Annotated in this window: 19 protein-coding genes; 11 read left to right on the top strand and 8 right to left on the bottom strand. The window is 65.5% G+C overall.

Going from position 1 to position 21,299, the window contains the following annotated elements; genetic code table 11:
- Positions 1-62 precede the first annotated feature (62 nt).
- Genes tldD through AB7Z56_RS04220 form a run of 4 tightly spaced genes read left to right on the top strand, consistent with a single transcriptional unit; the run spans position 63 to position 3,207 of the window.
- On the top strand, positions 63-1,490 hold the full coding sequence (tldD, locus tag AB7Z56_RS04235) for a metalloprotease TldD (RefSeq protein WP_063986049.1): 1,428 nt from the start codon (positions 63-65) through the stop codon (positions 1,488-1,490).
- Positions 1,487-2,263, top strand: coding sequence for a signal peptidase I (gene lepB, locus AB7Z56_RS04230; protein WP_063980763.1), 777 nt, complete (start codon positions 1,487-1,489; stop codon positions 2,261-2,263). Before tldD ends, lepB begins: the two co-directional genes overlap by 4 nt.
- Positions 2,264-2,286: 23 nt before the next feature.
- Positions 2,287-2,628: an MmcQ/YjbR family DNA-binding protein gene (locus tag AB7Z56_RS04225; protein ID WP_231143820.1), complete on the top strand. Its 342-nt coding sequence runs from the start codon at positions 2,287-2,289 to the stop codon at positions 2,626-2,628.
- A 12-nt stretch (positions 2,629-2,640) separates the two neighbouring features.
- Positions 2,641-3,207 carry a nucleotidyltransferase family protein gene (locus AB7Z56_RS04220; protein WP_063986048.1) on the top strand — a complete coding sequence of 189 codons (567 nt, stop codon included), beginning with the start codon at positions 2,641-2,643 and terminating at the stop codon, positions 3,205-3,207.
- Here the strand turns inward: AB7Z56_RS04220 and AB7Z56_RS04215 are convergent, their stop codons facing one another.
- Positions 3,208-4,071, bottom strand: a complete 864-nt coding sequence (locus tag AB7Z56_RS04215; RefSeq protein WP_063986047.1) for a LysR family transcriptional regulator — start codon at positions 4,069-4,071, stop codon at positions 3,208-3,210.
- Between the two features lie 98 nt (positions 4,072-4,169).
- Between AB7Z56_RS04215 and AB7Z56_RS04210 the strand changes: the two genes are divergently transcribed.
- Entirely contained in the window at positions 4,170-5,081 is a 912-nt protein-coding gene (locus AB7Z56_RS04210) for a DMT family transporter (RefSeq protein ID WP_063980761.1), read from the top strand.
- A 13-nt stretch (positions 5,082-5,094) separates the two neighbouring features.
- Entirely contained in the window at positions 5,095-5,868 is a 774-nt protein-coding gene (locus AB7Z56_RS04205; RefSeq protein ID WP_063980760.1) for an MBL fold metallo-hydrolase, read from the top strand.
- A gap of 159 nt (positions 5,869-6,027) precedes the next feature.
- On the opposite strand, the gene AB7Z56_RS04200 is transcribed toward AB7Z56_RS04205, so the two are convergent.
- The 3 genes from AB7Z56_RS04200 to AB7Z56_RS04190 all read right to left on the bottom strand — a co-directional run bounded on the left by AB7Z56_RS04200 (position 6,028) and on the right by AB7Z56_RS04190 (position 11,524).
- A complete protein-coding gene (locus tag AB7Z56_RS04200; RefSeq protein WP_063980759.1) occupies positions 6,028-6,798 on the bottom strand; it encodes a TIGR02186 family protein in 771 nt (256 codons plus the stop codon).
- Positions 6,795-7,712, bottom strand: coding sequence for a sulfite exporter TauE/SafE family protein (locus AB7Z56_RS04195; protein WP_063980758.1), 918 nt, complete (start codon positions 7,710-7,712; stop codon positions 6,795-6,797). Before AB7Z56_RS04195 ends, AB7Z56_RS04200 begins: the two co-directional genes overlap by 4 nt.
- 299 nt (positions 7,713-8,011) lie before the next feature.
- Positions 8,012-11,524: a tetratricopeptide repeat protein gene (locus AB7Z56_RS04190; RefSeq protein ID WP_231143819.1), complete on the bottom strand. Its 3,513-nt coding sequence runs from the start codon at positions 11,522-11,524 to the stop codon at positions 8,012-8,014.
- 319 nt (positions 11,525-11,843) lie between these two features.
- On the opposite strand from AB7Z56_RS04190, the gene AB7Z56_RS04185 reads away from it, so the two are divergent.
- Complete coding sequence (locus AB7Z56_RS04185) at positions 11,844-12,593, top strand: outer membrane protein (RefSeq protein WP_063980756.1); 750 nt, start codon at positions 11,844-11,846, stop codon at positions 12,591-12,593.
- Between the two features lie 13 nt (positions 12,594-12,606).
- Here the strand turns inward: AB7Z56_RS04185 and AB7Z56_RS04180 are convergent, their stop codons facing one another.
- On the bottom strand, positions 12,607-13,197 hold the full coding sequence (locus AB7Z56_RS04180; RefSeq protein WP_063980755.1) for a PadR family transcriptional regulator: 591 nt from the start codon (positions 13,195-13,197) through the stop codon (positions 12,607-12,609).
- A 195-nt stretch (positions 13,198-13,392) separates the two neighbouring features.
- Here AB7Z56_RS04180 and AB7Z56_RS04175 point away from each other — a divergent pair, with 195 nt between their 5' ends.
- The 4 genes from AB7Z56_RS04175 (at position 13,393) to AB7Z56_RS04160 (ending at position 19,257) form a co-directional block, all read left to right on the top strand.
- Entirely contained in the window at positions 13,393-13,779 is a 387-nt protein-coding gene (locus tag AB7Z56_RS04175; RefSeq protein ID WP_063980754.1) for a nuclear transport factor 2 family protein, read from the top strand.
- 40 nt (positions 13,780-13,819) lie between these two features.
- The gene (locus tag AB7Z56_RS04170; protein ID WP_063980753.1) at positions 13,820-15,610 is read left to right on the top strand and encodes an acyl-CoA dehydrogenase C-terminal domain-containing protein; all 1,791 of its coding nucleotides are present in this window, start codon (positions 13,820-13,822) and stop codon (positions 15,608-15,610) included.
- Between the two features lie 69 nt (positions 15,611-15,679).
- Positions 15,680-16,888: an acetyl-CoA C-acetyltransferase gene (locus AB7Z56_RS04165; protein WP_231143818.1), complete on the top strand. Its 1,209-nt coding sequence runs from the start codon at positions 15,680-15,682 to the stop codon at positions 16,886-16,888.
- Positions 16,889-17,043: 155 nt separating this feature from the next.
- Positions 17,044-19,257, top strand: a complete 2,214-nt coding sequence (locus tag AB7Z56_RS04160; protein WP_063980752.1) for an FAD-dependent oxidoreductase — start codon at positions 17,044-17,046, stop codon at positions 19,255-19,257.
- Positions 19,258-19,707: 450 nt separating this feature from the next.
- On the opposite strand, the gene AB7Z56_RS04155 is transcribed toward AB7Z56_RS04160, so the two are convergent.
- From AB7Z56_RS04155 to gstA, 3 genes are all read right to left on the bottom strand, one after another.
- Complete coding sequence (locus tag AB7Z56_RS04155) at positions 19,708-20,016, bottom strand: hypothetical protein (protein WP_063980751.1); 309 nt, start codon at positions 20,014-20,016, stop codon at positions 19,708-19,710.
- A 199-nt stretch (positions 20,017-20,215) separates the two neighbouring features.
- Entirely contained in the window at positions 20,216-20,560 is a 345-nt protein-coding gene (locus AB7Z56_RS04150) for a hypothetical protein (protein ID WP_207794619.1), read from the bottom strand.
- A gap of 120 nt (positions 20,561-20,680) precedes the next feature.
- A complete protein-coding gene (gstA, locus tag AB7Z56_RS04145; RefSeq protein WP_063980749.1) occupies positions 20,681-21,295 on the bottom strand; it encodes a glutathione transferase GstA in 615 nt (204 codons plus the stop codon).
- Positions 21,296-21,299: the final 4 nt, after the last annotated feature.

The following is a 21,299-nucleotide window of genomic DNA, read 5'->3' as shown; positions in this document are numbered from 1 at the left end:
CCCTCGCGGAACCGCCGGGAAACCATTATCTTGCCCTACATCTTCCGATAATGGACGGACGCATGACCAATCCAGCCACCACCTCCCTGCTCGACCGCGCCAATCTCGACCGCGATCAGGTCCGCAACGAGGTCGCACGCGGGCTTGCCGGTGCCGACGACGGCGAATTGTTCCTGGAATACAGCCAGACCGAAGCGCTGATGTTCGACAATGGGCGGCTGAAGCAGGCGACCTATGACACCTCGCAGGGCTTTGGCCTGCGCGCCGTCAAGGACGATGCGGTCGGCTATGCCCATTCCTCCGACGTGTCGCTGCCGGCGCTGATTCGCGCCGCCGACGCGGTCGCTGCCGTGCGCGGCGGCTATTCGGGCAGCTTCGCGGCCCCGCCGGCGCATACCAATGTGCGGCTCTACGCCGACGACAATCCGCTGGATGCGCCGGGCTTCGAGACCAAGGTGAAGCTGCTCGCCGAGATCGACGCTTACTTACGCGACAAGGATCCGCGGGTGCGGCAGGTCAGCGTCAGCCTCGGCGCAACCTGGCAGGTCGTCGAGATCCTGCGGCCCGATGGCGAGAGCTATCGCGACATCCGCCCGCTGGTGCGCGTCAACGTCTCCGTCGTCGCCGGTCAGGGCGACCGCCAGGAGAGCGGCAGCAAGGGTTATGGCGGCCGCGCCGGCTATGCCGAATTCATCGAGAGCAAGAACTGGCGCGACGCCGCCGACGGCGCGCTGCGCGAAGCCCTGGTCAATCTGGAATCGATTCCCGCCCCCGCCGGCGAGATGGACGTCGTGCTTGGGGCCGGCTGGCCCGGCGTGATGCTGCATGAGGCGGTCGGCCATGGCCTCGAAGGCGATTTCAACCGCAAGAAGACGTCGGCCTTTGCCGGCCTGATGGGCCAGCAGGTTGCGGCCAAGGGCGTCACCGTGATCGACGACGGCACCATTGCCTCGCGCCGCGGCTCGCTGTCGATCGACGACGAGGGCACGCCGACCAACCGCACCGTGCTGATCGAGGACGGCATTCTGGTCGGCTACATGCAGGACCGCCAGAACGCGCGCCTGATGAACATGAAGCCGACCGGCAACGGCCGCCGCCAGGGCTACGCCCATGTGCCGATGCCGCGCATGACCAACACCTACATGCTCGCGGGCGACCGCGATCCGGCCGAGATCCTCGCCTCCGTGAAGAACGGCGTCTTCGCCGCGAATTTCGGCGGCGGCCAGGTCGACATCACCTCGGGCAAATACGTGTTCCAGTGCACCGAGGCCTACAAGATCGAGAACGGCAAGATTGGCGCGCCGCTGAAGGGCGCCATGCTGATCGGCAACGGGCCGACCGACCTGCATCGCATCCGCATGATCGGCAACGATCTCGCGCTGGATACCGGCATCGGCACCTGCGGCAAGAACGGTCAGGGCGTGCCCGTCGGCGTCGGCCAGCCGTCGCTTCTGATGGAACGTATTACAGTTGGTGGAACGGGCGCATGAGCGTTGAGAAGGTAACTGTCACCGCCAAGCGGAAGAGCAGCGGCTGGGCTGGTCAGCTGATGCAGCTCGCCGGCATCGTCGCCGCCGTGTTCATCGCCAAGGGCGCACTCGCCGAGCCGTTCTATGTACCGTCGGGTTCGATGGAGCCGACGCTCCTGATCGGCGATGCGCTGCTCGCCTCGAAATTCCCCTATGGCTACGGCACCTCGTCGCTGCCGATCCAGATCAACCTGCCCGAAAGCGGCCGCGTCTTCGCGGAGACGCCGAAGCAGGGCGACGTCGTCGTGTTCCGCTGGCCCGGCGATCGCTCGCAGGCCTGGGTCAAGCGCGTCGTGGGTCTGCCCGGAGACCGCATCCAGATGCGGCAGGGCCAGCTCTTCATCAACGACCGTCCCGCCGAGCTGAAGCCGGATGGCGTCGGCGCCGCCGAAGACGACAATGGCGGCAGCGAGCCGGCCTACCGCTACATCGAGACCCTGCCGAACGGCGTGTCGCATCTGATCTTCAAGATGCGCGACAACGGTCCGCTCGACAACACGCCTGAAGTGACGGTGCCGCCCGGCCACCTCTTCGTGCTCGGCGATAACCGCGACAATTCCGCCGACAGCCGCGTGCCCCTGCGCTCCGGCGGCGTCGGTCTGCTGCCGATCGACAATCTGGTCGGACGCGCGGATGCCGTGCTCGGCTCCTGGGATCTCGGCATGCGCGGCCAGCCGGTGTGGACCTGGCTCTCCGGCTTCCGGCTCGCGCGGTTCTTCACCGCCGTGCACTGAGCTGATCCCAAGGTCTTGATCAAATGACCTTCGACGACGTCAGAAAATTTGCACTGACGTGGCCGGAGGTCGAGGACGGCACCTCCTACGGCACGCCCGCGCTGAAAGTGCGCAAGAAGATGCTGGCGCGGCTGAAGGAGGACGGCGACAGCCTCGTCGTGCCCGACGTTCCAATCGACGAGCGCGCCATGCTGGTCGAGAGCCAGCCAAGAATCTTTTATTTCACCGATCACTACGCCGACTATCCGATCGTGCTGATCCGCCTGTCCAAGGCGAAGCGCGCGATCGTCGAGCCGTTCCTGCGGCGGCGCTGGCGCGGCCTCGCCTCGAAGACCGCACGAGCGGCGTACGATGCCGGCGCGTGAATGATGGCCGCGATGGATCGCGACCGCTTCCTCACGCTGGCGCTGAAGAACCCAGTCAATGTTGCAATCATCGGCGAGCTCGCCTCGCTCGCGCTTCCCGATGCGTGGCTGGTGTCGGGGTGCCTGGTGCAGACGGCGTGGAACGTACTCACGGACCGCGCGGTCGATCATGGCATCGCCGATTACGACGTGTTCTATTTCGATCCAGACACCTCATGGGAGGCGGAGGACACCGTGATCCGCACGCTGCATGCGCGGCTCGCGCATCTCGGCGTCAAGATCGAGACCCGCAACCAGGCGCGCGTGCACCTTTGGTATCCCGGCAAGCACGGCCTGCCCTATCCGCCTCTCACCTGCTCGACCGACGGCATCGACCGTTTCCTCACCCAGAACACGCAAGTCGGTGTGAGGCACGGAGGCGACGGCTACGAGGTCTACGCGCCGCGCGGCTTCGACGACATAGCCGGATTGATCGCGCGGCCCAATCCGGGCCCGAACTTCTCTGCGGCGAGTTACGCGGTGAAGGCCGCGCGATGGAAGGCGTTGTGGCCGGAGCTCACGGTGATTGCCGCGGCGTGATCACGCCGCCTTGGCCTGTACATTGTCGCAGAACTCCGCGAGCCGATCCGCCAGCCGCAGCGTTGCGGGGCTGGCACCGGGCGAGGCCATCAGCGCCACTTCGGTCCGGTTGATCGGCTCAAAGCCGTCCTTGGCGGTCAGCACGCGGTGGTCGGACTGGATCGACATCTCCGACAGGATGCTTAAGCCCATGCCGGCTGCGACCGCAGCCTGGATGCCCGCGAGACTCGATGACGAATAGGACATGTGCCAGGCGCGGCCCGCGCTTTCCAGCGCGTGGATGGCGCCGGCGCGATAGAGACAGCCGAGCGGAAATCCGATCAGCGGCACGGACGAGGCGTTGACGTCGACCGGATGGCTCTTGCTCGTGACCCAGTGCACCCGCTCCGGCCACACCGCGATAGCGCCTTTCGCGCCGGCCTCACGCTTGAACAAGGCGAGGTCGAGCTCGCCGCGTTCGAGGTCGCGGGACAGGTTCTTGCTCTGGTCGGCGCGCACGTCCATTCGCAGACCCGGATGTGAGCGCGAGAAGGCGCCGAGCAGTTTTGCCAGCCGGTACGCCGCAAAATCCTCGGGGATGCCGAGCCGGATCGCGCCCTCGCTGTCGGGCTCGCGCAGCACGTCGCGCGCCTCCTCGGCGAGCGTGAGCAGCCGTCGCGCGTAGGACAGCAGCCGTTCGCCGGCCTCAGTGGGGCGCACGTCCTTGCCGTCACGGTGCAAGAGCACCTGGCCGACGTCCTCCTCCAGCCGCTTGATCTGCTGGCTGACGGTCGATTGCGTGCGGTGGACGCGCTCGCCGGCGCGGGTGAAGCCGCCGGCCTCGACCACCGAGACGAAGCTGCGCAGGAGCTCCAGGTCGAGCATGGCCGCCTCCATTCGAAAATCCACTGATTGGAAGTTAATCATTTAATTTCCAAATGACAAGCCGTCTCCCTAGATCGAGGGCTCAGGAGAATGCCCTCATGTCGCTCGCCACCTCGCTTCCCGCAGCCCCCAGCCGGTTCAACACGCTGCCGCTCGCCATCGGACTGTTTTGCCTGCTCTGGAGCTATGCCTTCGTCGCCGGCAAGATCGGCGTCACCCATTGCCCGCCGCTGATCCTGCTCGCCGCGCGCTTCTCGCTTGCCGGCATTTTGATCCTCGGTGCGACGCTGATCCGCGGTGATGGCTGGTCATTGTCCTGGCGCGATGCCGCGATCTTTGCCGTGCTCGGCATCGCCAACAACGCACTCTATCTCGGGCTCGGCTACACCGGCCTGCAATCGGTCTCCGCCGGCCTCGGCGGCCTGATCGTCTCGGCCAATCCAGTATTCACGGCGGCGCTCGCTGCGTTGCTGCTTGGCGAAGGCATGACTTGGCGCAAGGCGGGCGGTCTCCTGCTCGGCATCACCGGCGTCACCCTGATCGTCTGGCATCGCCTGTCGGTCGGCACAGACTCCCTGCACGGCATCGTCTTCACCCTGGCCTCGCTCGCCTCCATCGTCGCCGGCACGATTCTGTTCAAGCTGCTCGCGCCGAAGGGAAGCCTGTGGATCGGCAACGGCGTGCAGAACCTCGCCGCCGGCATCGTGCTGACGCCGGTCGCGTTCACCTTCGCCGACGTCCACGCAATTGATTTCACCCCGGGCCTGGTCGGCGCCTTCGCGTTCCTCGTGCTCGGCGGCTCGATCCTCGCCTACTGGCTCTGGTTTCATCTCCTGAAAGTGTGTGGCGCAACGGCTGCGAGCGCCTATCATTTCCTGATGCCGCCGCTCGGCATGCTGTTCGCCTACATCGTGCTCGGTGAGCATGTCGAGGCCCGCGACCTGCTCGGCATCATCCCGGTCGCGCTCGGAATTTACCTGGTGACGCGCCCCGCAAAGCCCGTTGCGTAAGAGGAGCTTTCTGATGCCCATTTCCATCACCCTGATCGGCGGCCCTACCGCGCTGATCGAGATCGACGGCTTCCGCCTGCTCACTGACCCGACCTTCGATGCGCCCGGCGCCTACCAGCTGCCGCATGTGACGCTGGAAAAGACGATCGGCCCCGCACTGAAGGCCGACGCGATCGGCCCGATCGATGCCGTCCTGCTCAGCCACGACCAGCACTCGGACAATCTCGACAATTCCGGCCGCGCGTTTCTCAAACACGCAAAGCGCGTGCTGACCACCGAGGCCGGCGCAAAACGCCTGGGCGGCCATGTCGAGGGCCTCGCGCCCTGGGCGACCTCGCATCTGAAGGACCGTGACGGCAACACCCTGACGATCACCGCGACGCCGGCGCGCCACGGCCCGGCCGGCATCGAGCCGCTGTCGGGCGACGTCATCGGCTTCGTGGTGTCCTCGAGCCGGACGGACACGAGCGACGTCTACATCAGCGGCGACACCACCTGGTTCGACGGCGTCGCCGAGGTCGCGCGCCGCTTCAAATGCGGCGTGGTGCTGCCGTTCGCGGGCGCGGCGCAAACGCGTGGGCCGTTCCATCTCACCATGGACACCAACGACACCATCGAGACGGCGCGCGCCTTTCCGGATGCGATGATCGTGCCATTGCATACCGAGGGCTGGGCGCATTTCCGCCAGGACGGCGAGGATCTGCGCAAGACCTTTGATGTGCTCGGCTTCGGGACCCGGTTGCGATTGCTGGAGCCGGGCCTGCCGACGGTGGTTGAGGCGCCGTGAGGCTCAGCTGTCATGCCCCGGCTTGACCGGGGCATCCAGTACGCCGCGGCGGTCGTTGCGAGAGCGAGCTATTCGACGAAGGCCTCTGGAATACTGGATCGCCCGGTCGAGCCGGGCGATGACGGGAGGAGAGAGTGGTGCTCCTCGCAATGACGGACGCTAATCCTTCCGAAACACGATCGACGCCATCCACCCCGTCATCAGCGCCATCGCGGCCGTCGCGAGGCCGTAGATCAGGCCGTGCTGCCGCGCGCTGGTCGCGACGAACTGCTCGAAGCCGACCTTGACGATCTCGAACGCGGTCTCGGTCTTGGTGACCAACGCGCCGTTCGCGAACAGCTTGATTTCCACCTCATAGGTGCCGATCGGCACCTCCTCCGGCAGTGGAATGCCGGTACGAAACAGCGTCGGTGTCAGGAACGTCACCGCGCTCGGGTCCTCGCGATAGAGACCTTTCTGGGTTCGCAGGCGGATGAAGGCCGAGCGGAACGCATCGTTCGGCACCACGTCGGCATAGTCGCCGCTGACCCGTTGGGTCAGCAGCACGTTGTTGAGCCCGATCTGCTGCCGCCGCGCGATCTCGGGCGAGGTGATGACATCGAAGGGGCGGTTGGCGAACAGCGCGAGATAGCTCGGCACCGCCAGGAACTGCCGGTAGTCGGTGTTGATCCAGATGCCGAAGGTACGCTCCTTGCGCCGCGTGACCATGTCGGCGCGCGGGCCCATCACGGTGACGACGAGATCGTAGCTCTTTCGATCCGCGGGCGTGGAGGCGTCCTTCTCGACCGAGCCGAACAGCACCAGTTCCTCGCCGGAATAGTTCGGCGTCACCGTGACGCGATGGTTGGAGACCGACACGATCAGTCGCTCGGCACGCGCGGCTGAGCCCAGCAGCAGGACGAGAAGGACTGCGAGAGCTGCGCGCATCATCCGCTCACTCCCAATTCACGGATGGTGAAGAGATCCTCGGGCCGGATCACCAGCTCGATGGCGAAGCGGACGCCGACCGAAAGGATCAGCAGGCCCAGCAACAGCCGCAGCTGCTCGCCGCGGATCTTCTGGCCGGCGCGGGCGCCGAACTGCGCGCCGGTGACGCCGCCGACCATCAGGATCAGCGCCAGCACCGCGTCGACGAGGTGATTGGTCACCGCGTGCAGCAAGGTCGCGAACAGCATCGTGACCAGCGTCAGGACCATCGAGGTCCCGATCACGGTCGAAGTCGGCACCCGCAGCAGATAGATCATGATCGGCACCAGGATGAAGCCGCCGCCGATGCCCATGATGGCGCCGATGAAGCCGATCACGATGCCGACGATCACGACAGGAATAACCGAGAGGTAGATCTTCGAGCGCTTGAACCGCATTTTCAGCGGCAGGCCGTGGATCCAGCTGTGCGTGCGCCGTGGCGGCACCGCGCCGCGACGGGTCCGCATCAGGGCGCGCAGGCCCTCGGAGAACATCAGGCTGCCGACCGTGGTGAGCAGCACCACGTAGGACAACGCGATCATCAGATCGAGCTGGCCGAGCGCACGAAGCTGCGTGAAGGACCACACCCCGAGCGCCGTGCCGGTGACACCGCCGCATAACAACACGCTCGCGAGCGCCGGGTCGATCGCGCGCCGCCGCCAGTAGGACAACGCACCGGAAAAGGAGGACGCCGCGATGTGGCTCGCAACGGAGGCGACCGCGACCGCCGGAGTGATCCCGATGAAGATCAGAAGCGGCGTCATCAGGAAGCCGCCGCCGATCCCGAACATGCCGGAGACGAAGCCAACCGCCGCACCCATCGCCAGCACCAGGAAGATGTTGACCGGCAGATCGGCGATCGGGAGATAGAGCTGCATCGAAGGACCACACTCCGGCGAAATGGATCGATTGCGCGGGAATGCTCGCCGGACGGTCGGAACGATTGCCGCGCCCTTCAATAGCGGAATTCGTTGTCGGGCGGGACCATGAATTTAGGGCGTGGTGAACGTGGCGCGCGAGCTGTCTCCCCTCACCCTGAGGAGCCTGCGCAGCAGGCGTCTCGAAGGGCGAGGCCCGGATCGGTGGTGGGGGCCTGCATGGTTCTCGCGGCGATGCGAAGCATCGTCCGCTACGCGCGCCAGGGCGCGCTCCTCACCATGAGGAGTGAGAGTGCGCTTTAGTGCGCCGCCGAGGCCGAGCGCTTGGTCGCGACCGGCTTCGGCGCGGGCTTTGCGTTTGCCTGCGGCGCGCTGTCCCAGCCGCCGTTCGGGGCAGGAACATTGACGGCATCGTCAGGCTGCGGCTCGGCGCTGAAAGTCTGGATCGCGAGCTTGGCGGCGGCGAGCGACTGCGGATCGAGCCGCTTGGCGACGTCGTCGCGCTTGCCGGACGCATCCGCGTCACCCTGGGCGGCTGCGAGAGTGAACCATTTGTAGGATTCGGCGAGGTTCTGCTCCACGCCGATACCGCGGGCATAGAGGATGCCGAGGTTGAACTGGCTGTCGGCGACGCCGCGATCGGCGGCCTTGCGGAACCACTGCGCCGCGCTCTTGTAATTGGCGCCGCGTCCGCCGCCATCGGCGTCGAGCACCGCGAGATTGTGCATCGCCTTGGCGTTCCCGCGCTCGGCGGCCTGCGTGTAGTAGCGGCGGGCGATGTCGGCGTCCTTCTTCACCCCGAGGCCCTTCTCATAGAGCGTGCCGAGGCGGAAGGTCGCGGGCACCACGCCGGCCTGCGCCGCGCGGTCGTACCATTTGGCGGCTTCATCGTAATTCGCAGCGACGCCCTTGCCCTCGGCAAAGCGCACGCCGATCTCGTAGGCCGCGGTCGCATCGCCCTTCATCGCGGCGGTGCGCAGCACCGGACCGCCGATGCCGTCAGGGAGCTTCTCGCTCGGCGGCACCTGGATCATACCGAGCCTCGCGCGGCTCGCGCCCGACAGCGCGCCGGTGACGTCGTTGCTCGCCGCAGGCGGTGGTGGCGTCGCGGGGACCGGCGGGATTTCGACCGAAGCCGAGCTGCCCGACCCTGCCACGGGAGCGGGCGCGGGATTATTCAGCGACTGCTTCCCGATCGGCGTCGGCGAGGTCATCGACGGCGTGACCTGCTCGGGCGTGGCAGGCCTGGTCTCGACCGGCGGCGGCGGAGCCTGCGGCGCGGGCGCGCTCGACGAATTCTCCATCGCCTGCGGTGACGGCGGCGGGCTGCCGCCATCGAGCAGATTCATCGCCATCTTGAAGGTGCCGAGCACGATCACGACCACGCTGGCGCCGACCAGCAGCGAGCGGATCTTCGAGGTGATGGTCGAGCCGCCTTCCTGGCCCGTGTCCTTGGCGCGGCCTGCGATGGCCGCCTTGGCAGCTGCCTTTGCACTTGCCTTGGCACCGCGGGCCGGCTTTTCCGGCTGCGCGGCGGCGGCCTGCGCGGCGCGGCGTGCGGCCGCGATAAAGCTCGACGACGACACCGGCTCTTTCGGCGCGGCGGGGATTTCGCTGATCGCGCTTTCGGACGCGGCAATGCGCTCCGAGGGCGTGGCGACGCGGCCGCCCGGCCGTGTGCCCGGCTCGAGCGGATGGTCCGGCGGCAATTCCGGTGCGAGCGCGGCGCGCGCGGGCGCCGTGTGCGGCTCGAGGATCTCGCTGATCGCACGCGGCGGAACGGGCGGTGCGGTTGGCACCGGCGGCGGCGCGGCCGGTGCGGCGGCATGGAATTCGCGCGGCGCGGCGACGAAGGCGCCCTGTGGCGGCTGTTGCGCGGCGGCCGGGTTCTGCAGCTCTGGCTTCGGATCGTATTTCGGCTGCTGCTGTGGCTGCTGCCACGGCTCGCGCGCGACAGGCGGGGGCTCCATGGGCGCGGCCATTGGCATCGACATGGACGTCGAACTGGGCATCGGCTGCGGTGCGGGTGCCGGCGGCGCCGTGCGCACCGCGCGCAGATCACCCTCGATCATCGAGAGGCGATCGACGACATGGCCGAGCGCGCTGTGCACGGCCTCGAGCGAATCCTGGGTGCTGCGGTTGGTCTCGGCCTGGCTGAAGCGGATGTCGGAGAGCTCGCGCTTGACCAGATCGACCATGCCGGGATCGGCAGACGGCGCCGAATTGCGGCTTTCGGCGAGGGCGGAATAGGTCGCCTGCTGCCGCTCCAGATGCCGCAGGATGTCGTGCAGCCCGTCCTCGACGCGGCTTAGATTGCCGTTGCGCGGATCGGAGGCGGCCTCGATCCGCTCCAGCAGATACGAGACCCGCTGTTCGAGATGCGCAAAGGTCGACGCGGAATCGTTGCCGACCTGCATGCGGTCGAAACGGTCCGACAGCGCGCGGATCGCGGCTTCGAGATGCTCGCTGCTCTCGGTGGGCTGCGGCCGCTCGCGCGTTTCCAGCGCGGCGGTGAGGGCCGCGATGCGCTGCTCCAGTACCGCAAAGCTGTCGCTGGGGCCGGACGAGCGGGTGACCTGGTCGACCTTGGAGGACAGCAGCTGCACGTCATCAGAAAGACGCGCCAGGGCTTCGTTGGAGGCGACGTTGGAGACGATGCCGCGCAGCGCCGAGATCGCGCCTTCGAGCTGGCGCACCGTCGACGGGTCGTCATTGGCGCGCAGGATCAGATCGAGCTTGGCGCCGAGGTTGCGGATCGCCTCGTCATAGCCGGTGAGCTGCTCGGCCGGCGTCAGCGTGCGCAGCACCTGCTTGATCTCGGACAACGCGTGCTCGATGCCCGACAGGACCTGGCCGTCCGTCCCGGACGAGCGGGTCTCGTCGATGCGACGGTGCAGCGAGCGGATCTCATTCTCGATAGATTCGATCGCGCGGCGCGGCATCGCCTCGGTGATGGCGTGGCGGATCTCGGCAAGCTCGCTGCGGAAAGCGTTGATCGCCTGCTCGGTGTTGTCAGGGCGCTGAAGCGACTCGATCTGGCTCGTGATCTTGAGCAGATGGCGCTCGAGCGACGAAAAATCCGGCCCCGGCTGCGGGGGCGGCGGCGCATAGGCAGGCGCGGGCGGCGCCATCGGGGGCGCGAAAGGAGCTGCCGTCGGTGCAATCGAGGGCGCGGCGCGTGGCGGCATCTGCCGCGGCGTAAAGCCGTCGAGCTCGCTCTGCCGTGCCGTGATCTCGGCGACGGCAACGTCGAACGACGCGGGGCTCAAGGGAGGTGAATTGCGATAGACCTGTGCGGCCGCGCGCTCGACCATATCGGCCTGGCGCTGGCGCGTCTCGACGGGTGCCGGAGCCGGTGCCGGCCGCTGAGGCTGCTGCGGCTTTGAGATTTGCGACAGCCGCGCATCGAGCCGCGAGATCGCGTCGTTGAGCTGGCGCGCGACGCCCTGCTCGCGCGAGACGTCTGGTCGCGACGCGTCCTGTCGTGAAGCATCTTGGCGCGGCGCGGGCTTTGAAATCCGTTCGATCTGCTGGGTGATCGCGTCGAGCCGCTGGTGGATATCGGCGACGTCGCGGCTCTCCTGGCTCGGCATCTGTTGCGGGCGCTGATCCTGGCGCTGCTCTTGACGCTGGTCTTGACGTTGTTCTTGGCGTTGATCGTAAGGTCCGCGAAAATTCGGCGGGGCCGTCTCGCCGAGCGTGGAGTTCAGCCAATCGTTGAGTGACATGCCGGCACGACGCGCAGCAGCTTCGGCCCGCTCCCTGACGGATGGATCGATGCCGTCAACACTCCACGATACGCGCGAATTCATGACTCTGTCCGGTTCCGACTCCGGCGCCCCACCCGGCGCCTCCAGCCTCCCCACGCGTGCCGGTTGTGAAGACAATCGGATTTGGCGCGGGTCGTCTGCCTCGAAAACCGACTTTTTCCTGTTACGGTAAATAACGGGTTAAGGAACGCGTTGCCGGTGTCTTAAAGTTGGGCGCCGGGAACCCGATTGCCGCCGCTGGCCCCGCCCCAAAGCTGCGTCCCGACAAAGATTTCGCCACGCGCCCGGTCCGCACGTCTCAATGGATAGAGAGCGGCCCGATCCACGGGCGGGTTCTTGCCTGACTGGATTGTTGGCTGACATGAAAAGGTTGCTCGTGGCCGCGATGGCGGCCGGACTGGCATCGCATGCTGTTGCCGCCGATGCCCCGGCGGCAGCGCCTGCGGTGAAGGCACCGGCGCCCGCGGGATACAATTGGACCAGCTGCTATGTCGGCATCCAGGGCGGCGGCAACTGGGGCAAGAGCGAGCATGTCCGGCGCGCCGGCGACGACTCCGGGCCAACGATCACAGGGACTTTCAATCTCAGCGGTGCTGCCGTCGCGGGCGGCGTCTTCGGCTGCGATTTCCAGATCGAAAAGACCGTGCTCGGCTTCGAGAACGACGCGTCATGGACCAACCAGCACGGCAAGGTGCAGGATCTGCCGCCCTTCAACGTCGGGGTGACGAGCGGCACGCGGGAAAAATGGATCGATATGTTCCGCGGCCGTGTCGGTTACGCGCTCGATCAGTTTCTGATCTATGGCACGGCCGGTATCGCCTTCGCCGGTACCGAGGTCACCGTGTCCAACCAAGTGGTGCAGGTCACCAGCTCCCATACCCGCACCGGCCTGGCGGCCGGGCTCGGTGGTGAATGGGCGGCCTATGTCGATACCTGGGGCGCCGTGACCCTCAAGCTCGAATATGTGCACGTCGATTTTGGCAGCAAACGATATGTCGATCCGCCGATCAGCGGCGCCGTCACGCGCGACGTCAGGCTGACGGACGACATCGTCCGCGCCGGCGTCAATGTCCGGTTCAACTGGGATAGGCCTGTTGTCACGAAGTACTAAGGGCGCTGAAGAGCTAGCCTTTCCCCTCGCGCTTGCCGTCCTCCAGCGGCACGACCGCGCCCTTGCCGCTCATCGCCGATAGCGCCTGGAGCGCCTCTTCGCAGAAATCGGCCACCATCTGCTCGTGGCGGGCACCGAGCTGAAGCAGCAGCAGATTGCCGAGGTCGAGCACGCCCGACGCCGAGCCCTCGGGAAATCGCTTCTTGAGGATCCGCTCGTAATTCTCGTGCCGGTCGCGGTGGTGCTCCAGCCGGGCCATCAGATCGGTGCGCATGGGCTCGATGTCGATGCTGTCGAGCGCGTGCAGCCGCACCAGCAGGTCGTCCTTGATCGAGGGCGGTGTGCTCGGCCGCGCGGCCCAGTGCCGCAGCGCTGTTCGGCCCTCGGGAGTCAGCGTATAAATCAGTTTGTTGGGCTTGCCCGATTGCACGACCTCGCGGCCCTGGATGTAGCCGCGGTCGCGCAGCTTCGAGAGCTCGCGGTAGATTTGCTGGTGGTCGGCTTTCCAGAAGAAGCCGATCGAGGAATCGAATGTCTTGGCGAGCTCGTAGCCCGTCATCGGACGTTCCGTCAGGCATGCGAGGATTGCGTCGCCGAGCGCCATGGCACCAGCTCCATTTCGAGGTCCCGACCAATTGACTTGACTTTATGCGCATCGGTGCATATGCGTCAATGTGCATATGAGGCGGGCTTCAGACCCGCCCTTATCGGCCATCGCGCTACTGTGCATGGGGTTGTTTTCGCGTTTTTGCCAAGGCCTTTGATCAAGAAGGCCTTTGACTAAGGGAGGCACCTGAGAATGACCGGCCTCGATTCCTGGTACGCCTTTATGAAGTCCCACGACCGCGCCGCGCTCTGGGACCTGCTCCATCCTGACGCCGTGTTCGAAAGCCCCGTGGTGCATTCGCCGCAGCGTGGACGCGACATCACCTTCAAATATCTCGCCAGTGCCGAGAAGGTGCTCGGCGGTCCCGGCTTCACCTATGTCGGCGAGTGGAAAAGCGCCAATGGCGCGGTGCTCGAATTCAAGAATGTCATCGACGGCATCGAGATCAACGGTGTCGACATCATCACCTTCGATGCCGAGGGACGCATCACCAATTTCAAGGTGATGGTGCGTCCGCTCAAGGCGATCAACATGCTGCACCGCCTGATGGCGGAGCAGTTGGCCGCCGCTCAATCATAAGTCAACATCATCACTTCAGACCGCCTGCCGGGAGACCATCATGCCGATCTACAAAGCCCCCGTCGAAGACGTGAACTTCCTGCTCAACGACGTCTTCCAGATCGATCGCTACGACAATCTCGCCGGCTTCTCCGACGCGTCGAGCGACGTGCGCGAAGCCATTCTCGGCGAAGCCGCCAAGCTCGCCGAAGAGGTGCTGCAGCCGCTGAATCGTGTGGGCGATCTCGAAGGCTGCAAGCGCGCCGATGACGGCAGCGTCACCACGCCGAAGGGCTTCAAGGACGCCTTCAAGCAAGTGGCAGAGGGCGGTTGGCTTGGCCTGTCGGCGCCGACCGAGTTCGGCGGCCAGGGTCTGCCGGTGACGCTGAGCCAGGCGGTCAACGAATTCCAGATCTCCGCCAACATGGCGTTCTCGATGTATGGCGGCCTCACCATGGGCGCGACCGCGGCGCTGATCGTGCACGGCTCGCCTGAGCAGAAGCAGACCTACGTGCCGAAGATGGTGGCGGGCGAGTGGACCGGCACCATGAACCTGACCGAGCCGCATTGCGGCACCGATCTCGGCATGCTCCGCACCAAGGCGGTCCGCCAGCCCGACGGCAGCTTCAAGATCACGGGCACGAAGATCTTCATCTCGGCCGGTGAGCATGACCTCGCCCCCAACATCATCCACCTCGTGCTCGCCCGCATCGAGGGCGCACCGGCCGGCATCAAGGGCGTGTCGCTGTTCGTGGTGCCGAAATTCATGGTCAATGCCGATGGTTCGGTCGGCGCACGCAACGGCGTGGTGTGCGGCTCGATCGAGCACAAGATGGGCATTCACGGCAATTCCACCTGCGTGATGAACTACGACAGCGCCACCGGCTGGCTGATCGGCGAAGAGAACAAGGGCATGCAGGGCATGTTCGTGATGATGAACGAGGCCCGCCTCGGCGTCGCCGTTCAGGGTCTCGCGCAGTCCGAGGTCGCCTATCAGAACGCGGTCGCCTATGCCCGCGAGCGCATCCAGGGCCGCTCGCTGACCGGCGTGAAGGCGCCGGACAAGCAGGCCGACCCGATCATCGTGCATCCCGACGTGCGCCGCACGCTGCTCTCGATCCGCGCCTTCAACGAGGCGGCGCGCGCCTTCGTGATGTGGACCGCGCTGAAGAGCGACGTCGCCCATCGCTCCGAAGATCCCAAGGACCGCCAGGCCGCCGACGACCACATGGGCCTGATGACGCCCGTGCTGAAGGGCTTCCTCACCGATTACGGCTTTGCCAACGCGGTGCAGGCGCAGCAGATGTATGGCGGCCACGGCTACATTGCCGAGCAGGGCATGGAGCAGTTCGTGCGCGATGCCCGCATCGCCATGATCTATGAAGGCGCCAACGGCATCCAGGCGCTCGACCTCGTCGGCCGCAAGCTGCCGCGCGACGGCGGCCGCGCCATCATGGCCTTCTTCGGCGAGGTCATGGCCTTCGCCAAGGAGAACGGCGGCGACGAGGCGCTCAAGCCATTCATCACCCCGCTCTCGGCCTCGCTCGGCCATCTCCAGCAGGCCACGACCTGGCTGATGCAGAACGCGATGGCGAAGCCGGACAATGCGGGCGCTGCCGCAACCGATTACCTGCATCTCTTCGGCTTCGTCGCGCTCGGCTACATGTGGGCGAAGATGGCCAAGGTGACGCAGGCGAAGATTGCCGCGAGCGGAGCGACGCCCTATCTCTCGACCAAGCTCGTCACCGGCCGCTTCTTCATGGAGCGCATGCTGCCGGAGACCGCCGCCAATCTCGCGCGCATCCAGGCCGGCTGCGCCACCATCATGGAACTGCCGGCGGAAGCTTTCTGAGGCTTCCCGCTTCGCCAATGATCCGACCGCGCCGCGGTCGTAACCAATAACTGCAATCAGGAGGCTCCCATGGCAGATGCCTATATTTACGACCACGTCCGAACCCCGCGCGGCCGCGGCAAGGCAGACGGCGCGCTGCACGAGGTGACGGCGCTCGCGCTCGCCACCGTGCCGCTGAAGGCGCTGAAGGACCGCAACAACTTGCCGGAAGATTCCGTCGACGACGTCGTGCTCGGCGTGGTCGACCCCGTCGGCGAAGCCGGCAGCGATATCGCGCGCTTCGCCGCGCTCAAGGCCGGCCTAGGCGAAGCCGTGCCCGGCGTGCAGATCAGCCGCTTCTGTGCTTCCGGCCTCGACGCCGTGAATTTTGCCGCAGCCCAGGTGATGAGCGGCCAGCATGAGCTGGTGATCGGTGGCGGCGCCGAATCCATGAGCCGCGTCGGCATCGGCGCCTCCGGTGGCGCCTGGCCGATGGACCCGTCGATGGCGGTGCCGGCCTACTTCATGCCGCAGGGCGTCTCGGCCGATCTGATCGCCACGAAGTACGGCTTCTCGCGCGACGACGTCGACGCCTATGCCGTGCAGAGCCAGCAGCGCGCCGGCAAGGCCTGGGACGAGGGCCGGTTCAACAGGTCCATCGTGCCCGTGAAGGACATCAACGGCCTCACCATCCTCGCCAAGGACGAGCACATGCGGCCCTCGACGACGATGCAGTCGCTGGCACAGCTTCAGCCGTCGTTCACGATGATGGCGCAGATGGGCGGCTTTGACGGCGTCGCGGTGCAGTCGCACCCGGAAATCGAGCGCGTGAACTACGTGCACCACGCCGGCAACTCGTCGGGTATCGTCGACGGCGCCGGCGCCGTGCTGCTCGGCAGCAAGGAAGCGGGTAGCAAGTACGGCCTGAAGCCGCGCGCAAAGATCCGCGCCTTCGCCAATGTCGGCTCCGAGCCGGCGATGATGCTGACCGGTCCGGTCGACGTCACCGAGAAGCTGTTCGCGCGTTCGGGCATGAAGAAGTCGGACATCGACCTGTTCGAGCTCAACGAAGCCTTCGCCTCCGTCGTGCTGCGCTACATCCAGGCCTTCGACATCGACAACGCCAAGATCAACGTCAATGGCGGCGCGATCGCACTCGGCCATCCGCTTGGCGCCACCGGCGCGATGATTTTGGGCACCGTGCTCGACGAGCTCGAGCGCACCAACAAGGCGACCGCCTTGGTGACGCTGTGCATCGGCGGCGGCATGGGCACCGCGACCATCATCGAGCGCGTCTAACGAGCTGCCGTAGGGTGGGCAAAGCGAAGCGTGCCCACCATTGCTGTCTCCGCGAAGGATGGTGGGCACGGCGCAAGAGCGCCTTTGCCCATCCTACGAGATCTCAAGTCAACCGCCGCGCCTGAGATCGGCTGCGGCACCGAGGAGCAACCAACATGGCTTACAAGAACTTTAGGGTTGAGACCGATTCCGACGGCATCGCGCTCGTCACCTGGGACATCCCGGGCCGTTCGATGAACGTGCTCGACGAGACCTCGACCAGCGAGCTCGATGCGATCGTCAAGGAAACCACGGCCGACGCCGCCGTGAAGGGCGTCGTCATCACCTCCGCCAAGGAGGCGTTCTGCGCCGGCGCCGACCTGTCGATGCTCGAGGGCATGAACCAGGCCTACGCCAAGGTCTTGAAGGAGCAGGACGAGACCGCCGCAAACCAGATGCTGTTCGACCAGAGCCGGCGCTTCTCGCAGGTGCTGCGTTCGATCGAGACCTCCGGCAAGCCGTGGGCGGCCGCGATCAACGGCCTCGCGCTCGGCGGCGGTTTCGAGATCACGCTGTGCTGCCACTACCGCGTCGCGGCGGAAAATCCCAAGACGCGCCTCGGCCTGCCCGAGGTCAAGGTCGGCCTGTTCCCCGGCGCCGGCGGCACGCAGCGCGTGCCGCGCCTGGTGCCGCCGCAGGACGCGATGACGATCCTGCTCAAGGGCGATCCGGTCACGGTCGAGAAGGCCAAGGCGCTTAATCTGATTCACGCCATCGTTCCCGCAGGCGACCTCGTCAAGGCGGCGAAGGACTGGATCAAGGGTGGCGGCAAGGCGGTCGCGCCCTGGGACGAGAAGGGCTTCAAGCTGCCGGGCGGTCCGGTGTTCTCCAAGGCCGGCATGATGATGTTCCCGGCTGGCAACGCGATCTATCGCCGGGAGACCTACGACAATTATCCGGCCGCGCGCGCGATCATGAGCTGCGTCTATGAAGGCCTGCAGTTGCCGATCGACGCCGCGCTGCGCGTCGAGTCGCGCTACTTCACCTCGGTGCTGCGTTCGAAGGAAGCAGCCGCGATGATCCGCAGCCTGTTCCTGTCGATGCAGGAGCTGAACAAGGGCGCGCGCCGCCCGAAGGACGTAGCCCCGACCAAGGTGAAGAAGATCGCGGTGATCGGCGCCGGCTTCATGGGTGCGAGCGTCGGCTACGTCTCGGCCCGCGCCGGTCTCGACGTCGTCCTGATCGACCGCGACCAGGAGAGTGCCGACAAGGGCAAGGCGCATGCTCAGAAGGTGATCGAGGAGCAGATCAAGAAGGGCCGCGCCAAGCCCGGTGACGCCGACGCGCTGCTCGCGCGCATTACGCCGACTGCCGATTATGCTGCACTCAAGGACGTCGACCTCGTCATCGAGGCCGTGTTCGAGGATCGCAAGGTCAAGGCTGATACCTTCGCGAAGGCGCAGGAGCATATGAAGCCGGACGTGATCTTCGCGTCGAACACCTCGACGCTGCCGATCACCTCGCTGGCCGAGGGCTTCAAGGACCAGGGCAAATTCGTCGGCATCCACTTCTTCTCGCCGGTCGAGAAGATGATGCTGGTCGAGATCATCAAGGGCAAGAACACCGGCGACCTCGCGCTCGCGACCGCGCTCGATTACGTCCGGCAGATCGGCAAGACGCCGATCGTCGTCAACGACAGCCGCGGCTTCTTCGCCAATCGCTGCGTCGGCCGCTACGTCGCCGAAGGCAACGAGATGTTCCTCGAAGGCGTGCCGCCGGCGATGATCGAGAACTGCGCCAAGATGGCCGGCATGCCGGTCGGTCCGCTCTCGCTCTCGGACGAAGTCGCACTCGACCTCGGGCTCAAGATCATGAAGGCGACGGAAGCCGATCTCGGCCCGAACGCCATCAACCCCGATCAGAAGAAGCTGATGGTGGAGATGGTCGAGAAGCAGGGCCGTCTCGGCCGCAAGAACAGCAAGGGCTTCTACGACTACCCCGAGAAGGGCAAGGGCCAGAAGAGCCTGTGGCCGGGCCTCTCGGCGCTGCAGCCGAAGCAGCTCGATCCCGACACGCTCGACATCGAGGAGCTGAAGCAGCGCTTCCTGGTGGTGCAGGCGGTGGAAGCCGCGCGCACGGTCGAGGACCACGTCATCACCGACCCGCGCGAGGCGGATGTCGGCTCGATCCTCGGCTTCGGCTTCGCGCCGTTCACCGGCGGCACGCTGTCCTACATCGACTTCATGGGCACGAAGAAATTTGTCGAGCTCTGCCACACGCTGGAGGCGAAGTACGGCTCGCGCTTCACCCCGCCGAAGCTTCTCGAGGAGATGGCCGCGAAGGGAGAAACCTTCTACGGCCGATTCGCGCCGAAGAAGGCTGCAGCCTGACCACCCAAGATCATTTGAGAAGAAAGGCCGGATCGTCGATCCGGCCTTTTTGTTTGGGGAGACGTCATCACGGTTGCGTCAGATTTGTTCCCGGCTTGTGGAACCAATCACAGAATTCGCGTAGGACCCGTGTCAGAGTCCCCCGCTGCCGTGGTGTCGCGCAATTGTCATAGGCGTGTCGAAGCGGCGCCGTTCTTTTGCTCGGCCCTGGCACTAGTCTTGCTCCGGGTCAGGGTTCCGAATCCGGTTGGGACACTTGCCGAGCCATCGGCAGGTTGAAGACAAAATAAGAAAGTATCCTTGATGAACTCTTTGGTGCTGCGGAAGACCGCGCTCGGTCGCGATCTCACCGCGAAATATGCTGTTGGACCCACAACTGGCCGCCTCTCGCCGCAACAGAAGCCGGCGCGCCTGCGCCGCAAGGGGCCGATGCTTTGGGCCGCTTTGGCGTTACTTGTGCTGGCGGCGGATTTTATGCTGGCTTCCCTCGCCTGGCTCGCCGTCGACTTCGTCATGGGCTGAGACCGCCCGCGCGTGCAGCAGGTAGGCCGCCGCGAAGTAGGCGAGCTGGCAGACGGCAAGACAGATGGCGATGACGGTCACACCCGCCATCATGCCGAATCCGTAAGCGCGAAGAATGATTGCCGAGAAAACTGCGATCGCCGGCGCAATCAATATCAGCGCCCAGATCCTGAAAACATAACCTGTCGCTATTCCCACCAATGCACTTGCGACGATCAGGACCAAGGCAATCGTCAAGTTCGGCTCCGATGAAATAATCCTCTAACAATTCCGCCAAGCTCGCGCGCTTTACGGGTACTGACAAGACAGCACTACTTACATTCGGCGAACAGTAGTTCATAAGTCTAATGATAGGTACGATGATCCGGCGAGATGGGTTCGCGCCCAGCCCGCCCCAGGGCAAATAAAACGGGCCGGATCGACGATCCGGCCCGTTTTATTTGCGGTCTCCGAGCGGCGAGAACGCCCGGCCCGAGACCGCATCGTCGGCAAGACTCGCTCTCCAGCTGCCTTCATCGCCGCGGCCAATGCGAACCTCGAAGCGCCAGCCATTCTGGTTGGTGAAGGCGATGTCCGTTCCGCCCTTCTTCCTGGCATAGCTACACGGATATTCGGTCGGCCGATCGGGAAAGACGATTTTTCCTTCCTTGCTCTCGAACACGGCCGAGGTGACCTGCGGATGGATCATGAAGATGCAATTGCGCTGCGGCAGGTCCGGCGTCGACAAGCCAAGCATCGCGAGCGGCGCGCCCGCGGCGGTCATAAGGACGATCATGTTCATGGCGGCGGCTGTCCCATGGAGGTGCTCCGCGATTTCGACGTGGCCGCCGATCGAATGGTTCACAAAGAAAAAGGCCGGATCGTCGATCCGGCCTTTCGATTGTTGCATCTTGCGATGCGCTTACTTCGCCTGCGCAAGGCCTTCCTTCTTCAGCGCCTCTTGGACCTGCGGCCGCGCCGCAACGCGAGCCTTGTAGGCGGTCAGGTTCGGCATGGCCGAGAGGTCGAACTCCATCCGATCGCCCCAGGTCAGCATCGTGAAGAGATAGCCGTCGGCCACCGTGAACTGCTTTCCCATGAGGTAGTCGCGGCCGGCGAGCTGGCTGTCGATGTATGTCAGCTTGCCCATGACGCGATCCCTGAAGAAGGCCTTGGCCTCGTCGTTCAGCGCCGGCGCGAACAGCGGTCCGAAGCTCTTGTGCACCTCCGAGGTGAGGAAGTTCAGCCATTCGAGCAGCTTGTAGCGCTCGGAGCTGCCGTGAGCTGGCGCCAGCGCCTTGGCCGAAGCCTGGTCGGCGATCATCTGGACAATGACCGGGCCTTCGGTCACGATCTCGCCGCTGTCGAGGCCCAGCGCAGGGACCTGGCCCTTCGGGTTCAGCTTCAGATAATCCTCACCATTTTCGAGCTTCTTGGCCCGGATATCGACCTTGACCAGCTCATAGGGCAGGCCGGCTTCCAGGAGCGCGATGTGGGGGGACAGGGAGCAGGCGCCGGGCGAGTAATAGAGTTTCATGGAA

Source organism: Bradyrhizobium sp. 482_C4_N1_8, assembly GCF_052075965.1.
Classification (GTDB): Bacteria; Pseudomonadota; Alphaproteobacteria; order Rhizobiales; family Xanthobacteraceae; genus Bradyrhizobium; species Bradyrhizobium barranii.
The sequence above is the reverse complement of the archived record's forward strand: the minus strand, read 5'-3'. Positions and strand labels throughout refer to the sequence as shown.

What these genes read in the sequence shown, in the direction of transcription:
- tldD (WP_063986049.1), top strand. Translation starts at nt 63, where the DNA reads ATGACCAATCCAGCCACCACCTCCCTGCTCGACCGCGCCAATCTCGAC.
- lepB (WP_063980763.1), top strand. Translation starts at nt 1,487, where the DNA reads ATGAGCGTTGAGAAGGTAACTGTCACCGCCAAGCGGAAGAGCAGCGGC.
- AB7Z56_RS04225 (WP_231143820.1), top strand. Translation starts at nt 2,287, where the DNA reads ATGACCTTCGACGACGTCAGAAAATTTGCACTGACGTGGCCGGAGGTC.
- AB7Z56_RS04220 (WP_063986048.1), top strand. Translation starts at nt 2,641, where the DNA reads ATGGATCGCGACCGCTTCCTCACGCTGGCGCTGAAGAACCCAGTCAAT.
- AB7Z56_RS04215 (WP_063986047.1), bottom strand. Translation starts at nt 4,071, where the DNA reads ATGCTCGACCTGGAGCTCCTGCGCAGCTTCGTCTCGGTGGTCGAGGCC.
- AB7Z56_RS04210 (WP_063980761.1), top strand. Translation starts at nt 4,170, where the DNA reads ATGTCGCTCGCCACCTCGCTTCCCGCAGCCCCCAGCCGGTTCAACACG.
- AB7Z56_RS04205 (WP_063980760.1), top strand. Translation starts at nt 5,095, where the DNA reads ATGCCCATTTCCATCACCCTGATCGGCGGCCCTACCGCGCTGATCGAG.
- AB7Z56_RS04200 (WP_063980759.1), bottom strand. Translation starts at nt 6,798, where the DNA reads ATGATGCGCGCAGCTCTCGCAGTCCTTCTCGTCCTGCTGCTGGGCTCA.
- AB7Z56_RS04195 (WP_063980758.1), bottom strand. Translation starts at nt 7,712, where the DNA reads ATGCAGCTCTATCTCCCGATCGCCGATCTGCCGGTCAACATCTTCCTG.
- AB7Z56_RS04190 (WP_231143819.1), bottom strand. Translation starts at nt 11,524, where the DNA reads ATGAATTCGCGCGTATCGTGGAGTGTTGACGGCATCGATCCATCCGTC.
- AB7Z56_RS04185 (WP_063980756.1), top strand. Translation starts at nt 11,844, where the DNA reads ATGAAAAGGTTGCTCGTGGCCGCGATGGCGGCCGGACTGGCATCGCAT.
- AB7Z56_RS04180 (WP_063980755.1), bottom strand. Translation starts at nt 13,197, where the DNA reads ATGGCGCTCGGCGACGCAATCCTCGCATGCCTGACGGAACGTCCGATG.
- AB7Z56_RS04175 (WP_063980754.1), top strand. Translation starts at nt 13,393, where the DNA reads ATGACCGGCCTCGATTCCTGGTACGCCTTTATGAAGTCCCACGACCGC.
- AB7Z56_RS04170 (WP_063980753.1), top strand. Translation starts at nt 13,820, where the DNA reads ATGCCGATCTACAAAGCCCCCGTCGAAGACGTGAACTTCCTGCTCAAC.
- AB7Z56_RS04165 (WP_231143818.1), top strand. Translation starts at nt 15,680, where the DNA reads ATGGCAGATGCCTATATTTACGACCACGTCCGAACCCCGCGCGGCCGC.
- AB7Z56_RS04160 (WP_063980752.1), top strand. Translation starts at nt 17,044, where the DNA reads ATGGCTTACAAGAACTTTAGGGTTGAGACCGATTCCGACGGCATCGCG.
- AB7Z56_RS04150 (WP_207794619.1), bottom strand. Translation starts at nt 20,560, where the DNA reads ATGAACATGATCGTCCTTATGACCGCCGCGGGCGCGCCGCTCGCGATG.
- gstA (WP_063980749.1), bottom strand. Translation starts at nt 21,295, where the DNA reads ATGAAACTCTATTACTCGCCCGGCGCCTGCTCCCTGTCCCCCCACATC.